18 protein-coding genes are annotated in these 13,886 nt (G+C 43.1%); all 18 read right to left on the reverse strand.

Annotated features, from left to right (window positions below):
• Positions 1-37: 37 nt before the first annotated feature.
• Entirely contained in the window at positions 38-1,921 is a 1,884-nt protein-coding gene (locus P162_RS14970) for a malectin domain-containing carbohydrate-binding protein (RefSeq protein WP_031428503.1), read from the reverse strand.
• 166 nt (positions 1,922-2,087) lie between these two features.
• Positions 2,088-2,318 carry a cation transporter gene (locus P162_RS17830; RefSeq protein WP_206340689.1) on the reverse strand — a complete coding sequence of 77 codons (231 nt, stop codon included), beginning with the start codon at positions 2,316-2,318 and terminating at the stop codon, positions 2,088-2,090.
• Positions 2,315-2,986, reverse strand: coding sequence for a cation diffusion facilitator family transporter (locus P162_RS14975; RefSeq protein WP_206340690.1), 672 nt, complete (start codon positions 2,984-2,986; stop codon positions 2,315-2,317). The genes P162_RS17830 and P162_RS14975 overlap by 4 nt, the downstream gene beginning before the upstream one ends.
• An 11-nt stretch (positions 2,987-2,997) precedes the next feature.
• Entirely contained in the window at positions 2,998-3,354 is a 357-nt protein-coding gene (locus P162_RS14980; protein WP_031428505.1) for an STAS/SEC14 domain-containing protein, read from the reverse strand.
• Between the two features lie 58 nt (positions 3,355-3,412).
• Positions 3,413-3,553 (reverse strand): hypothetical protein, encoded by a 141-nt coding sequence (locus P162_RS17750; protein WP_164076153.1) that lies wholly within the window; start codon positions 3,551-3,553, stop codon positions 3,413-3,415.
• A 73-nt stretch (positions 3,554-3,626) separates the two neighbouring features.
• A complete protein-coding gene (locus P162_RS14985; protein WP_031428507.1) occupies positions 3,627-4,121 on the reverse strand; it encodes a c-type cytochrome in 495 nt (164 codons plus the stop codon).
• Positions 4,122-4,237: 116 nt separating this feature from the next.
• Positions 4,238-4,456, reverse strand: a complete 219-nt coding sequence (locus P162_RS14990) for a hypothetical protein (protein WP_164076270.1) — start codon at positions 4,454-4,456, stop codon at positions 4,238-4,240.
• 29 nt (positions 4,457-4,485) lie between these two features.
• Positions 4,486-4,662, reverse strand: a complete 177-nt coding sequence (locus P162_RS17755) for a hypothetical protein (RefSeq protein ID WP_164076271.1) — start codon at positions 4,660-4,662, stop codon at positions 4,486-4,488.
• Positions 4,663-4,676: 14 nt separating this feature from the next.
• A complete protein-coding gene (locus P162_RS14995) occupies positions 4,677-4,856 on the reverse strand; it encodes a hypothetical protein (RefSeq protein WP_031428511.1) in 180 nt (59 codons plus the stop codon).
• Position 4,857: 1 nt separating this feature from the next.
• On the reverse strand, positions 4,858-5,856 hold the full coding sequence (locus P162_RS15000) for a sodium:calcium antiporter (RefSeq protein ID WP_031428512.1): 999 nt from the start codon (positions 5,854-5,856) through the stop codon (positions 4,858-4,860).
• Positions 5,857-5,903: 47 nt separating this feature from the next.
• Positions 5,904-6,695, reverse strand: coding sequence for a cation transporter (locus tag P162_RS15005; protein ID WP_031428513.1), 792 nt, complete (start codon positions 6,693-6,695; stop codon positions 5,904-5,906).
• A gap of 46 nt (positions 6,696-6,741) precedes the next feature.
• Positions 6,742-8,100 (reverse strand): Na+/H+ antiporter NhaA, encoded by a 1,359-nt coding sequence (gene nhaA, locus P162_RS15010; protein ID WP_031428514.1) that lies wholly within the window; start codon positions 8,098-8,100, stop codon positions 6,742-6,744.
• A 7-nt stretch (positions 8,101-8,107) separates the two neighbouring features.
• Positions 8,108-10,636, reverse strand: a complete 2,529-nt coding sequence (locus P162_RS15015; protein WP_031428515.1) for a heavy metal translocating P-type ATPase — start codon at positions 10,634-10,636, stop codon at positions 8,108-8,110.
• Positions 10,637-10,661: 25 nt separating this feature from the next.
• On the reverse strand, positions 10,662-11,555 hold the full coding sequence (locus tag P162_RS15020) for a bestrophin family protein (protein ID WP_031428516.1): 894 nt from the start codon (positions 11,553-11,555) through the stop codon (positions 10,662-10,664).
• A 265-nt stretch (positions 11,556-11,820) separates the two neighbouring features.
• Positions 11,821-12,537: a ZIP family metal transporter gene (locus P162_RS15025; RefSeq protein ID WP_031428517.1), complete on the reverse strand. Its 717-nt coding sequence runs from the start codon at positions 12,535-12,537 to the stop codon at positions 11,821-11,823.
• A 44-nt stretch (positions 12,538-12,581) separates the two neighbouring features.
• Positions 12,582-13,073 carry a Fur family transcriptional regulator gene (locus tag P162_RS15030; protein ID WP_081868440.1) on the reverse strand — a complete coding sequence of 164 codons (492 nt, stop codon included), beginning with the start codon at positions 13,071-13,073 and terminating at the stop codon, positions 12,582-12,584.
• A 10-nt stretch (positions 13,074-13,083) separates the two neighbouring features.
• Positions 13,084-13,500, reverse strand: a complete 417-nt coding sequence (locus tag P162_RS15035; protein ID WP_031428519.1) for a Fur family transcriptional regulator — start codon at positions 13,498-13,500, stop codon at positions 13,084-13,086.
• Positions 13,501-13,512: 12 nt separating this feature from the next.
• Positions 13,513-13,851: a P-II family nitrogen regulator gene (locus tag P162_RS15040; protein ID WP_031428521.1), complete on the reverse strand. Its 339-nt coding sequence runs from the start codon at positions 13,849-13,851 to the stop codon at positions 13,513-13,515.
• Between the last annotated feature and the right edge of the window lie 35 nt (positions 13,852-13,886).

Genomic DNA, 13,886 nt, shown 5'->3' on the forward strand with positions numbered 1-13,886 from the left:
TCTAGTTGGCACAAGCCAGCAGCACTGCATTGTCTCACTAATTTTTAATGAATTTGATGACTTTACTGCTTTTGGAATCCTCCTTTACAATTTCAATAAAATAAATACCCGATTGTAGCGTATTTGTTTCCAGAGTATATGTATTGGCATAAGGCTCAAACGTTTTGGTTATAAGTTTTGCCCCATTTATACCTTTTATGTTTACCGTGATCGTACTACCCAGTACGTCGATTCCATTGATATTGATATTGTCATGGGAAGGGTTGGGAAAAACTTTTATCGCACCTTCCAGATTTCCTTTGGAAAGGCTTCTACCTTCATTGTTTAGAGTAATATCTGGTTCTATCGGTAATGAGCGCGTATTGTCCCTAAGATCTGTTTCTTTAAAGCCGCCATTTGCGATTATCAGTTGGTCATCAAAAATTTCAGCTGATGGGGCCAGCAAGGGTTCGGGCAGTTTGCAGCGTTCGGTCCAGCTATCAGTAGCGGGGTCATATTCGGTAACGTCATCAAAAAAGAAGAAACCACGACGACCTCCTATTATTATAATTTTATTGTTGTGAACAATGGTTCCTGGTTCAAAGTGGGAACGATCTGAGGGCAGATCAGCCCTGTGAGACCAACTATCGGTTGCAGGATCGTAAACATCCAGATAGCGCAGGTATTCTACCCCGTCATCGTGACCGAACTGACCTCCTATGGCATATACCAGGCCTTTTACGCTGGCAGCGCTAAGTTGGTTTCTACCATGGGGCAACGGTGCGGCGGAGACCCAACCGGCAGCCACATTTTCGGGATCAAGGATATAATGTTCGCTTACATCGGTAACACGGTCCGGCATGAGACCGCCAAAAAAATGTATTTTACCATTATTATAAGCAGCGGCCCCAGCACCTCGGGGGGCGGGGAGTGCCGGGCCAGCCCTCCAAGTATCCGTTGTTGTACTGTAAATCTGCACCTTGTCGGTCGCAATGCCGGGATTGTCTCCGGTAAAGCCGCCTATCATCCATACGTCATCATTCACTACCGCTTTGCCCATATGGGTAACCGGTGCTGGCATGGGAGTGCCATTGGACCATAAGTCATTTTTAACATCATAGATCTCGGTAGCCCCTGTAATGAGAAAACCATCGAGAAAACCTGCAAACGTATACAGTTTACCATCTACTTTTGCAGTTTGGGATTCCAACTTCTTTAGGCTACTGGGTGCTAACTCTGTCCATTGGCAGGGATCCTGGCCTTCTTCGCCCAGTTCACCGTTACCATACAATTCTATGGCACACAGCTGAGGGCGGTCTACACTTGCAGCGAAGTCTATATTGAGCTCGCCATCATTTACACGTACCTCATAGGTTTTTACCAGTGCGGTACCGGTGCCCACTTCCTCAGTAATATCAAGATCATTGATTTTGTTTTCGCCTTCCAAAGAGACGTCAAAAACACGTTTTCCAGATCCCCCCGGGCCACCTTGAGGAGCACCGAACCAAATTTCTGCAAAATGAAGCTTTATTTGGTACGTGCCGCTGGTGACCGGAAAATCATAACTGAAATTGCCTTTGTCACTGTCTGAGCTACGCTCGGTTTTATAAAGTGCGTCTAAGTCTGTGTTCTTGATTTCAGTTAGAGTGGTAGTGCCGGTTTTAGAAGTTCTGTTAAAATAAGCGTCTTCCCCAAAAATTGTTCCGTCAAGGTTTAAGGTAGGGCCACCGGCATTAAAGGCGGCTAGAAACGGAAGTTCTTCGACATCGTCGCCATTATTTATATTTAAGAAAAAAAACGGGGTGTAATCAATAGTATCTGTTTTTGAAATTTCATCGGGTGGAACGGGGATGGTACTATTGGAAAAGGAATTTAATAAAATAAATGCAGCACCTATTGATGCAATTAAAAAGTAACGTTTTATCTTGGAGGTTGATTTCATAATATGGGGTTTTGTTCTTTAATGAATATATTAAGAATTTGAGATGTGCAAAGATTACCAATTATGGGGGATGTTCAAGATAATAGAGATTACCTCCTTTTAAATTTTGACCAGAACTACCTGTAGTATTTGACAAGGCCCGAAACAATATTGGATTTGGCATAATTTATTCTTTTAAACCTTGATAGGGTTTATACTCTTTGTCCCCAAACTCTTTTTCTATTTGCAGGGTGGTATGGGTTATTTCAAATTTATCGTGCAATTGTTCCCGGATATCATATAAAAATTGATCTTCGTGCCCATCGGGGACGACCAAGTGGGTGGAAAGTGCCGTTTCGGTGGTGCTCATCGCCCAGATATGGAGATCGTGGACTTCTTCGACCCCTTCAATATTCATGAAATATTTTTCCACTTCATTGATGTCGATGTTTTTGGAACGGCATCAATGGCTATTTTTACGGAATCCCTCAAAAGTCCCCAGGCACTATATAAAATGACCAGGACAATGACCAAACTAAGCGCAGGGTCTATCCACGTCAATCCTGTGTATTTAATGGCAAGTCCACCAAGAAGCACTCCTAAAGTTACCCCGGCATCGGCAGCCATATGCAGAAAAGCCCCGCGTATGTTCAAATCGCCTTTTGAACCTTTCCAAAATAGGAAAGCCGTACCGGTGTTTACCACCAGACCAATGGCAGCCACGACCATCACGATATTACCGGAGATTTCCGCCGGGTTTTGGAATTTTTGGATGGCATCCCAGGCAATCAGCCCCGCAGCCGCAATGATGATAAGCCCATTGATCATCGAGGCCATAATGGTCGTTTTCCGTAAACCATACGTGTAACGTTTTGACGGTCTTTTAGTCGCTATTTTAATTGCCGCCCAGGCCAGGATCAGACTAAAGACATCGCTTGCATTGTGGCCCGCATCCGCCAGGAGCGCGGACGAGTTTACCATAAACCCATAATACAGCTCTACTGCAACGTAGATGCTATTTAGTGCTATGCCTATCCCAAAGGCCTTACCGTAGTTCTGTGAACCGTGTGAATGATCGTGTGCCATAATTATCTACTTTATTCTTTTATCCATTGTTTTGCCGCTTCCCTATCTTCCAGACCAAAATAGCTGATCTCCGCCTTCGTGAACGGTTTCATAAATTGAGTGATCCAATCCTGCCATTTTTTATCGCCCACCATCGCTATCTTTTCATAATCTTTTGCGTGGGCCGTGTCCATTTTCAGGTCCTCCCATAGCCCGGGAAAATCCCAGCCCGTAAAATCTTCCATTTCAAAATACCACCGAACCTTCACTCCCTTGTCCAGTATAGCGTGGATAAGCGGATGGATTTTTTCTATATCCTCTTTTCCCAATTTGCCGGTCGCTTTTGTTGCAACAATATTTTTTTCTTCCAACTCGATTATATGTAACATTTTGTTTAGTTTTTAAGTGATTATTATCCTTCTAAATCGTAAAACCATTCCTCAGCTTTTACAATGGCCCGGCGATAGCTTCTTTTTCCGTATAGTTTTCCTTTAACACCAGTTGCTTGGCAATTTCCAGTGCCTTTTTCCTAACAGGAGGACTAAGGGAATCCAGGTCAGTTTTAAAATCTTCGAACATCGGGTCCATATTCTTTATGTTTTATCTTTTTCACTTGTAGCGCTCTTCTCTCCGTCTCGGCTTTGGCAATCCCTTTTTGGGTCTAAAGTGTTCTAAAATACTCCAAGATCGCCCTGGCCTCCTCTTCGGTAAGGTTTTGGTCGATCATCTGGGCGCCATTAAATTTGTTCAGCAATTCTTTTGCGGTGGGGTCCTCTTTGATCATTACCTGGGGGTTCAATATCATATTCATGACCCATTCCGGCGAGCGGCGGTCCAAAACGCCCTTGAGGGCAGGCCCTATGAATTTGGCGTCGGTCCTGTGGCAGGCGGTACAGTCATTTGTAAAGAGTTCTTTACCGGTCTTTGCCATTGACTGATCTATACTTGCGTTAAGTTTAACATCCTTTACCGGGCCGATCCCTTTGCTTTTTGGATCCGCCGTACTTGACGCTGGGGCGCCCGCTTCTTTATTGCTGGCCGGTTCTTCGCGGTTACGGAGCTTTATTTGTTTATTTTCCTTGTTATCGCCGCTGTTCCCACAGCTTAGGATAGCCAAAGTGGCTATAAATAGAAGGGGTTTAAGTACATATTTCATCTCAAATGGTTTTTTTTGTTTGTGATTCAGTTGGGTGGAATGCAGTAATAAATTTTGGTAAATCCATAATTCCTGTGGATTTTTTTCCTGATAGAAAAAGGTTTAAAAAAAGGACTTCAGAACCGGTAAAAACTCCTTGAACTGTGTCTATTTTCAGGCTCTTCCATAAGCGCGGAAATATCCCCGTCCGTAAAATCTTTCGTTCGTAAATTCGAACGAACTTTTATTCCCTTGTTAGGCATAGCGTGAATAGGCGGATGGATTTGTTCGATTTCCATTTCGGTCAACGCTTCCGATGCTTTAGCGGCCATGCTGTTATTCTTTGTAAGCTCCAATAGTTGTAATAGTTTTTTGTTTAAAATTATTATCCTTCTATATCGTAGAACCATTCCTCGGCTCTTGTTATGGCCTCAGCTAATGCCTTTTCTTTTGGATAATCTTTTTCCTCTACCAGTTTTTTTGCAATTTCCAGGGCTTTTTTCTTAACCGTTGGGTTAAGGGCATCCAGATCGGTTTTAAAATCTTCGAACATCGGGTCCATAATGCTTATTTTTTTTAAGGTTGGATTTTTCTTTTTTCCATCTCTACCTTTACGATGCCACGCTCAATAGCCTCTTCTTTTGAACAATTTTTATTCAAATAGAAATCCGTCGCATATTTTAATGCTAATGCTCTAATATTTTCATCCAGCACATTGAGCCTCTCCTGATAATCCTTAAATAAATCCTCCTTCATTTTAAAATAGTTTTAGAACAAAAAACACCATAGTCAATAGATAAATTATATACGCCGCATCGAACACGAATATCTGCCATCTGTTAAAACCGTGAAGTTCTTTGCTTTGATGAATAAATAGGGAATACAAAAGCGGCATCAAGCCCACGAATGCCAGATTGACCCAGAACAACTGGAAATCCTCGATAGGGGTGGTTACTAGTGCCAACGGGAAAAATGCCACCGTCATCGTAACGGCATTATCCGCAATCACGCTGGTGGTGCCCGCTGTTACCTCGCCACCCTTTACCACGCTCCAGGTCTTGAATATTTCAGGCGCGGTGGTCATTATACCCGTGATGAACAATCCGCCAACGATTTCAGAAATGCTCAGGGCCGAAACAATATTTTCAGTGGCCTTTACAATGAAAAAAGCTCCTACCGCTATCGCCATAGCTCCGGCAACCGATAACCAAATTTGCTTTTTGTCCCATTCCACTTTTTTTCCCTTTTCCCTGCCTTTTCTGATGGCGTGAACCAGAAAGGCGGCATAGGCCGCGAGCATAATCCACCCGTCAATGGGCTGAAGTCCACGCCAGGCTTTGGGAAGCGTTAATATAGCCACCAAACCGATAATTGCCAGATAGGGGATAGATAATACCGAAACAGAACGTTTGTTCAAGGATAGTACCTTATTATCTAGGTGTTTTTGATGCTCCTCCTTGTTCTTGAAACGCTTTCGCGAAGCAAAATAGGCTATGGTTACCATTAACGGAATGGAAATGATATTTGAGCCCAATAGGTTGCCCAGACCAATATCGGAAACACCTCGTGCCGCACTGGTAATGTTTATGGCCACTTCGGGGCTGGCGGTCACGATGGCAAGGAATGCCGCCCCTGCGGAAGCGGTCAGTCCCCATTGTTTGCGCAGCATCTTTAAAGGTGTCAACAATTGGTCCGCACCCCAATGTGCCGCCCAAGCTGCTAATCCCAACACTACTACCCAAAGCCAAATACTCATTGTTTATTATTTATTTACCGCGTTTCTATTTCAAGGTCTTCCTAAAGCTACTTCGACAGTTTCAATATTCTTATGGCACCACGCATTACGAAAGTGAACACGATGCCGCCAATTACCAAATCGGGCCATTTACTATTCAGAAAATAGACCAGTACCCCTGCCAGAATAATACCCCCATTTACAATGATATCATTGGATGTAAAAATGGCACTTGCCTGCATATGCGCTTCCTTACTTTTAGCTTTGTTGATCAACCAAAGTGAAATGAGATTCCCTAGTAGGGCAAAAATGGAAACGATTATCATCCATTGGAACAAGGGTGTTTCGGTGTTACTAAAAAATCTTCGTAAGACCTCTGCAAACCCAAGTGTCGCCAGGGCCATTTGAAAGTATCCGCTAAATCTGGCCACTTTCTTTTTTCTGGAAATAGCACCGCCAACTGCAAACAGACTGAGTGCATACACGATGGAATCTGCCAACATATCCAAAGAATCTGCAATAAGTCCCATTGAGCCGGATATCCAGCCCGTGGTCATTTCGATAACGAAAAAACCGAAGTTGATGCCCAAGACCCACCATAGAATCTTTTTTTGTTTGGATTGGTCTTCCATTACAGGAGGTTCATCTTCTGTGGTTCCCTCTAAGGAACCTCCAAGTTTTAAGCTGGCTATAGACGTTTGTATCGCCTTGATACCGTCCACGTGATATACTTCCAATTTTCTGTTGGGAATATCAAAATCCAAGTGTTTTACTTGAGCGTAAGCCTCCAACTTCATCCGAATCATCTGTTCTTCGGAAGGGCAGTCCATTTTACTGATTTTAAAAGTGCTCTTGTTCATTCCCGTTTAGATTACGCATTAAATGTACTTTAACATAAGACCGTGACTAGATTTCCTCAATTTCTTCCCTTGTTTCTCTCTTCTTGGAAGCCAGCAGCAAAACGATTATACCGGCAGTGGCATTAATCAACGAGGCGATCAATATGCTGATTTTAGAAACCTTAAGTATTTCTGGTGTGCTAAAAGCAAGGTAGGCGATAAAAAGGGACATGGTAAAACCGATTCCAGCTATCATTCCAACACCAACAATATGATTCCAGTTAATACTGTGGTGTAACTTCAAAACACCTAGTTTTTGACCGAGCAATGTAAAAATGCTTATACCAGCTACTTTGCCGATGCCCAAACCCAGAAGAATTCCCAAGCCTAAAGAACCGGAGAGAACCTCGATTAAATTTACGTCAAGTTTGACCCCAGCGTTTACGATCGCGAAAACTGGAATAATAACGAATGAATTAAAATTAATAAGGGAATTTTCCAATTTGCTCAAGGGGGGTTTTGAATCCTTTGAATCGGTTTTAATGGCTTTTAAAATTTTTAGTTGTTTTTTATCCTGAAGTGGGTTTAATATTTCAAGATCTGATTCCTCAAGTTCAGTAACATTCGCAGCGGTTCTTTCTTTAAAGGATTTACTGTCCAGTTTTGGCCGTATGGGAATGGAAAAGGCAAAAAGCACTCCTGCGATAGTTGGATGGATACCCGAATTAAGGAAACAATACCATAGGACCATACCCACAATAACATACCATATCAAACCCTTGATCCCAATCCAATTCATTACTAATAATATTCCAAAAACCCCAACACCCGAACTTAGGTATATCCAACTCAGTTCACTACTATAAAACAGAGCGATGACCAGTATGGCCCCTATATCATCGGCAATAGCCAAGGCTATCAAAAAGGTTTTTAACTGGGTGGGAACATTTTTCCCCAATAGCCCGATAATTCCTAAAGAATACGCTATATCAGTGGCCATAGGAATTCCCCATCCTTTAACATTTTCGGTACCTAAGTTCAGGCTAACAAAAATGAGGGCCGGAACCGCCATACCGCCCAAAGCTGCCAACAAAGGGGCAGAGGCCTTTTTTAATGAAGATAATTCACCCACCCTAAGTTCCCTTTTCAATTCAAGACCGGCAATCAGGAAGAAAATTGCCATTAAGCCCTCATTGATCCACTCTTCAACAGTTAACCCGAAGCTAAGATGTTCGGAAAGTTCAAAAAGCAATTCATCATCAAGAAAACGATTATAAGCATCTGCCCATTGCGAATTAGCCAAAAGAAGAGCGACTATGGTAGCAATTATTAAGAAAATACCACCAGCTGTTTCCCTATCAAGAAACTTTGTTGCAGTTTCCCTGATATACCCAATAGTGGATTGATTCCGAACTGATTGCCTCATTTTAATTTTATTTATTATAAGCCAATAGCCTCAAAGCGTTAAAAACAACAAGCAATGTTGAACCTTCGTGTATCACCACGGCAACACCAATATTTGCAAAACCGAATATTGTGGCGGGAATCAACAGGGCAACGATACCCAGGCTTACCCAAAGGTTCTGCTTGATTATGGCCTTTGCCTTCCTGCTCAAGCCTATGGCAAAGGGCAGGGTTTCCAATTTATCGGCCATTAGGGCAATGTCCGCAGTTTCCAAGGCCACATCACTTCCCGCCGCACCCATTGCAATACCCACGGTACTGTTTGCCATTGCGGGCGCATCGTTTACACCGTCGCCCACCATTGCGACTTTGGATTCCTGTTCTTTCAATTTTTTGATGGCATCAACCTTTTCCTCCGGCAACAGGCTTCCCCAGGCATCGGTCAACCCGATTTCTTCTGCTACAGCGTCTGCTACCTTCTGGTTATCACCGGTAAGCATGATCATTCGTTTAATTCCTATTTCTTTCAATTCAGAAAGCGTCTGTTTTGCTGCCCCCCGGGGGGTGTCCATTAATGCAATGATGCCTATATATTCTTCATTTTTCCGAATAAGCATCGTTGTATTTCCACCACCTTCAAGACCACGCACTTTCGTAGCTATTTTTTCGGAAGGAGTACGCTCATCAAGCCCTTCGAATAGGTCGAGGTTACCGATATAGATTTTATCCTCGCTCAATGACGCTTTGATACCTTTGCCCAGCACTGCTTCCAGGTTAGAGGCATCTGGAATTTCCTTACCTTCCAGTCGCTCCTTGCCATCACGAACCACTGCTTTTGCCAGGGGATGGTCACTAAGGCCTTCCACGGCGACTGCTATTTTTAAAAGTTCGTTTTCTTGCATATCCCCAAGTGGGACCACTTGTGTTAGTTTTGGTTTACCTTCGGTAAGGGTGCCTGTTTTGTCAAAGGCCAGGGCGGTCAATTCCCCCAAGTCTTCCAGTGGTCGCCCCCCTTTGATAAGTACCCCGCCGCGGGCAGCCCTTGCCACACCACTCAAAACCGCACTTGGTGTTGAAATCGCAAGGGCACAGGGACTGGCGGCGACCAGTACGGCCATCGCCCTATAAAAGCTGGCACTAAACGGTTCGTCAATGACCAAAAAAGCCAACAGTAGAAGACCTACCAATACAAGTACCGAAGGCACGAAATATCTTTCAAATTTATCGGTAAGCAACTGGGTCGGCGACTTTTGTGTTTGTGCCTCGTTGACCAGTTTTACCAGTCGGGACAGGGTCGAATCCTTCGCCTCTTTGATCACCTTTATCTCAAGGGTATTGTTGCCGTTGATCGTACCTGCAAAAACGCGGTTTTCGTCCTTGATATCATCATCCTCCGAATAGTCCTTGGCAGAATCCTCCACGGGAACTTTGTCCACCGGTACACTTTCCCCTGTAATCGGGGCCTGGTTTACACTGCTTTTACCATCGACCACAACGCCATCGGCAGATATTTTACTGTTCGGCTTGACCACGATAATATCGCCTATACCCAATTTTTCGATACCCACCTCTTCGGTTTTGCCATCTTTTTTGAGCAAAGCTGTTTTTGGTGCGAGATCGGCAAGGGCCGCTATGGATTTTCGTGCTTTGTTCATTGCATAATGCTCCAAAGCATGTCCCAGGCTGAAAAGAAATAATAACAAGGCACCTTCTGCCCATTCGCCCAGAACAGCGGCACCGATGGCGGCCACCAGCATCAAAAAATCGATTTCAAAACCACCTTTGGCTACGGTCTGTATGGCCTCTTTTGCCGTAAAGTAACCCCCAAAAAAGTAGGCGCCCACATACAGGGATAAGCTGACCCAATCCGGTATTGATGCTACGTAGGAAAGCCCAAAACCAATACCCAGAAGAGCACCGCAAATGATGGCAAAAATCAGTTCGGTGTTTTTCCCAAAAATGCCACCGTGGGCATGCGCGTGGTCTTCACCCTCTTCGTGATCGTGCCCACCCTTATCCTTATGGTCGGCTTCTTTGCCTTTTTTACCTTCTTCATTTAACTTTTCAGGGTCTTTTTCCGCAGATACAAAACCATCTTCATCGGCAGAGGAACTTTTATCAACTTTTAGGTTTTCCTTTTCAAGCCTTGCACTTATCTCTTCAAGATTGGTCTCGCGTTTGTCATATTCCAGCCGTATCAAACCCCCGGCCGTGGCCGAAGCTTCCAGAACCCCTTCAATTGCCAAGAGGCTCTTTTCAATGGTTCGTGCCTGTCGGGTATGCCTGATACCATTGACCTCTATGAGCAGATGCCCATATTTCTCGGTAATTTCCGCCCCGGTACGTTCTGCCAGCGATTGAATGCGGTCAATGGAGATAATGTCCGGGTCATAGTGAAAACAGAGCTGTGGGACTGAATCCGCCTGTTCATCGGCAATATGGACTTTTTCAAGACCCTCTTCGGCCTCCAGTTCCTTTATCAACCTTTTTACACAGGCATCTTTCTCGTTAGGCACTTGGGGCAGGATTACGGGTATTTTTAGTTGTAGTTTTTTCATTTTAAAAAGTTTTAAGGTGGGTTTCTTAAAGAATATAATACTTGCTCGGTTTTTCTTTGATCGGAATATCTTCATTTCCTATCATTTGTTTTAAATTGATCTCAATGGTTGTGGCCAAATCGGTCACAGGGGTATCCATGGGTTGGTTTTCAAAAGGGTCCTGCATAAGGATGGATGTTTTTTCAATGGCAACTAAAATTATTGGTATAACAAATGTTATAGCGATCTCAACTGCCACGTTCTTATCATCCAGACCAAATGGCAGCATTGTGGCGAACACATAGATTATAAGATGTATCAATAAGCTATGCGCTTTGGGGAAGACCGTGTTTTTTATACGCTCGCACTTGCCCATGGAATCACATAACCTAGCTATGGTACTGTCTATCTGTACCTGCTGAAAATCATTGACCATACCGTTTTCTTTTGCCCCCAGCAAAGTTTCAGAATGTTGTGACAATAAAGTATTTGGAATATTAAAAGATTCCAACTTACGGGATTCCTTGTATTCTTTAACTTTGGGGGAAAAGGGCATTTTTCTCAATGATTCCCCCAAGGCATAGCACCAGACTACCTGACGATCGGTCATTTCTTTGACCATCCGTTGATAGACTTCTTCATCCTCCCGTTCAAAAAAGGATACACACTGCCTGACCAGTGTTCGGGAATCGTTTACAATAGCGCCCCAGATAATACGGGCTTCCCACCAGCGCTCATAAGCTTGATTGGTTCGAAAACCCAAAAGCAAAGCTACTGCGGTGCCAAAAACCCCAGTTATTGCTATAGGGATAGAGATTTTTGCCAAAAAACCATATTGATCCATATAGCCAACCAAAATTGAATAACCACCTATAAATAACAGGTCGAATTTTAAGATCTTCAAGAAGTCAAAGATCGATATACGTTTGTTTAAGAGCATATTAAAAAATTACAGTTATGGTTTACTTATTATTCCACTCTTTTGGGTACGACAGACGCCGCGTCTGCGGACAATCATTTTACCAGCTATACATTAATTTAACTTTCAGTGCAAAATTTGTTGCCAATAGGTGTTTTTAAATTGTTTTTTTATCGCGCATCTTCTCGAGGAGAACCCGTGTTTTTAGTTGTAGTTTTTTCATTTTTAAGAAGGGTCATTATATTTTGGTCTAAAGTCTATTTAAGATTTTTTGCGAAATTAGTCATCAACCTCCCGGCAGTAGCATAAAGAGTAGGAAGCCTCCGAAGAATGCCGCTGTCAACATTGGGTTCTGCCTGTTCTCGTGGGCTTCTACCAAAAGTTCCTCGGTAACCAAAAACAAAAGTGCCGCAAGACCAAAAGCCAATATAACTTCGAGATAGCCTGCCGAAATCCCCACCAATGAGAAAGCACTTAATAATGTGCTCCCCAATACCAGGGCAGACAAACCAAGGTTGGTAAGGATTGTCTGTGTGCGGTTAACGTTGGAACCTGCCAGTGTTATAGAGGTTGCCATGCCCAGGGATAGCAGTTCAATGGAAATCGCTATGGCCAAAAAAGTACCTGTTTCCCTACTGGTCGCGAAGCCTATGCCCATTAGGACGCCATCAATGATGAGATCAACTGCGATCACTACGATGAACGCGGTAGGGAAGCCAGGCTCGTTTCCTTTCTCTTTTTTAGGCTCCAGAAAATAGCGAATCCCCAGCATCAAAAACACCCCGGCCCCAAAACCGGTCGCAATTTCCAATACATCGTGCCTAGCCATGATATCCGGGAGCAATTCTACGGAGACCACGGAGAAGATCACCCCTGCGGCAAAATGCAGGATGGCACTCCGTACCTTGGTGCTTGGCTCTTTTATGACCGAAATTATTCCGCCAAATAATAAAGCTATTGCTGCAATGAAAGCGTATATGATTACCCCAGAATAATTTTCCATCGGTGTTTGTTTCTAAAGGAATGATTTATGGTAGAATGACCTTTTCATTTAAACTTACTAGGCGCATCTTCCTTTTTATTTTTATAATTTGATTCAACAATTCTATGTTTATAAGCTTTAGCTTTTCTACATTTTATACATACCCCTTTTAAAACCAAATTCACATCGTTTATTTCGTATTTAACCGGCAAGCTATCTTGACTTACTTTATTAGGTAAACAGAATGTATTGCCGCAATGGGTACAGTGGAAGTGAAGGTGTAAATCCAGGTTTTTTCCATCGGAAAACGCATATTTAGCGATAGCCGTTCCATCATCTATTTGATGTACTATCCCCTTTTCTTGAAATAGTCTAATGGTTCTATATATTGTTGTTCTGTCCGCGGTTTTATTGTTATCACTTTTTTTGATGAAAGACTTTTCTATTTCCCTTAATGTTATGGCATAAAACTTTCTTTTGAGGTGTTTGTAAATGGTTGACCTCGTTTCGGTAGGTCTAATCCCTTTAGCGGCAAGTATTTTTTCAGCTTCTTTCATCTTTAAATAATCAAACAGCACTACATTTTTCGCATATTCCTTTAACCACCAAATTCACATTTTCGGCCATATATCCTTCCGGTAGATTGATATGAGGGATTTTATGATCGGTCAAACAAACCGTCTCATCACAATTTGTACAGTGAAAATGGATGTGCAGATCCTGGTCAATTTCACAATTGCAGCCAGGTTCACAGAGCGCATATTTTGGTATGCCCGTTCCATCGTCTATCTGGTGTGCAATTCCAGTAGTCTCAAATGTTTTTATCGTCCTGGATAATGTTGTCCGGTCAGCTTTGCCGAAGGCATCTTCGATCTCGGTCAGGGCAACGGCCCTTTCTTTTTTGGCCATAAACCTGTAGATCAGGATGCGCATCGCCGTAGGGCGCACGTTGTGATCATTTAAAAGTTTTTCGATATCGCTCATCCTATATGGGTTTTATTTCTGGGGCTGTTTTATCGATTGTCCGGTCTTGATCTGAAAAGCGTCCTCAACTTCAGACAGATAAATAATACCGTCGCCAGGAGTAGGGGTCTTTCCATTTTCCAGGATGATTGCGACTGCCGATTCCGCTTCTTCATTTTGACAGACCAGCTCTAGCTTGACCACCGGGCTATCCGTAACGTGAAAATCCAGGGATGGCGATGCTCCTTTAGCTTTAAACTTGCCCGTTCCCTCTCCTTGTGATAGGGTCATACTCATGAATTCGGCATCACTTAATGCCTCAATTGTTTTCTGTACCCTCTTGGGCTTTATAAATGCTTTTATCTCTTTCATTTTTTCTGATTTTATCTGTTAAACTTTTTTGTAAA

It is taken from the genome of Flavimarina sp. Hel_I_48 (genome assembly GCF_000733945.1).
GTDB lineage: Bacteria > Bacteroidota > Bacteroidia > Flavobacteriales > Flavobacteriaceae > Leeuwenhoekiella.

Excerpts from the sequence above, each read along its gene's own strand:
- P162_RS14970 (WP_031428503.1), bottom strand. The coding sequence starts at position 1,921 with ATGAAATCAACCTCCAAGATAAAACGTTACTTTTTAATTGCATCAATA.
- P162_RS17830 (WP_206340689.1), bottom strand. The coding sequence starts at position 2,318 with ATGAATATTGAAGGGGTCGAAGAAGTCCACGATCTCCATATCTGGGCG.
- P162_RS14975 (WP_206340690.1), bottom strand. The coding sequence starts at position 2,986 with ATGGCACACGATCATTCACACGGTTCACAGAACTACGGTAAGGCCTTT.
- P162_RS14980 (WP_031428505.1), bottom strand. The coding sequence starts at position 3,354 with ATGTTACATATAATCGAGTTGGAAGAAAAAAATATTGTTGCAACAAAA.
- P162_RS17750 (WP_164076153.1), bottom strand. The coding sequence starts at position 3,553 with ATGGACCCGATGTTCGAAGATTTTAAAACTGACCTGGATTCCCTTAGT.
- P162_RS14985 (WP_031428507.1), bottom strand. The coding sequence starts at position 4,121 with ATGAAATATGTACTTAAACCCCTTCTATTTATAGCCACTTTGGCTATC.
- P162_RS17755 (WP_164076271.1), bottom strand. The coding sequence starts at position 4,662 with ATGGACCCGATGTTCGAAGATTTTAAAACCGATCTGGATGCCCTTAAC.
- P162_RS14995 (WP_031428511.1), bottom strand. The coding sequence starts at position 4,856 with ATGAAGGAGGATTTATTTAAGGATTATCAGGAGAGGCTCAATGTGCTG.
- P162_RS15000 (WP_031428512.1), bottom strand. The coding sequence starts at position 5,856 with ATGAGTATTTGGCTTTGGGTAGTAGTGTTGGGATTAGCAGCTTGGGCG.
- P162_RS15005 (WP_031428513.1), bottom strand. The coding sequence starts at position 6,695 with ATGAACAAGAGCACTTTTAAAATCAGTAAAATGGACTGCCCTTCCGAA.
- nhaA (WP_031428514.1), bottom strand. The coding sequence starts at position 8,100 with ATGAGGCAATCAGTTCGGAATCAATCCACTATTGGGTATATCAGGGAA.
- P162_RS15015 (WP_031428515.1), bottom strand. The coding sequence starts at position 10,636 with ATGAAAAAACTACAACTAAAAATACCCGTAATCCTGCCCCAAGTGCCT.
- P162_RS15020 (WP_031428516.1), bottom strand. The coding sequence starts at position 11,555 with ATGCTCTTAAACAAACGTATATCGATCTTTGACTTCTTGAAGATCTTA.
- P162_RS15025 (WP_031428517.1), bottom strand. The coding sequence starts at position 12,537 with ATGGAAAATTATTCTGGGGTAATCATATACGCTTTCATTGCAGCAATA.
- P162_RS15030 (WP_081868440.1), bottom strand. The coding sequence starts at position 13,073 with ATGAAAGAAGCTGAAAAAATACTTGCCGCTAAAGGGATTAGACCTACC.
- P162_RS15035 (WP_031428519.1), bottom strand. The coding sequence starts at position 13,500 with ATGAGCGATATCGAAAAACTTTTAAATGATCACAACGTGCGCCCTACG.
- P162_RS15040 (WP_031428521.1), bottom strand. The coding sequence starts at position 13,851 with ATGAAAGAGATAAAAGCATTTATAAAGCCCAAGAGGGTACAGAAAACA.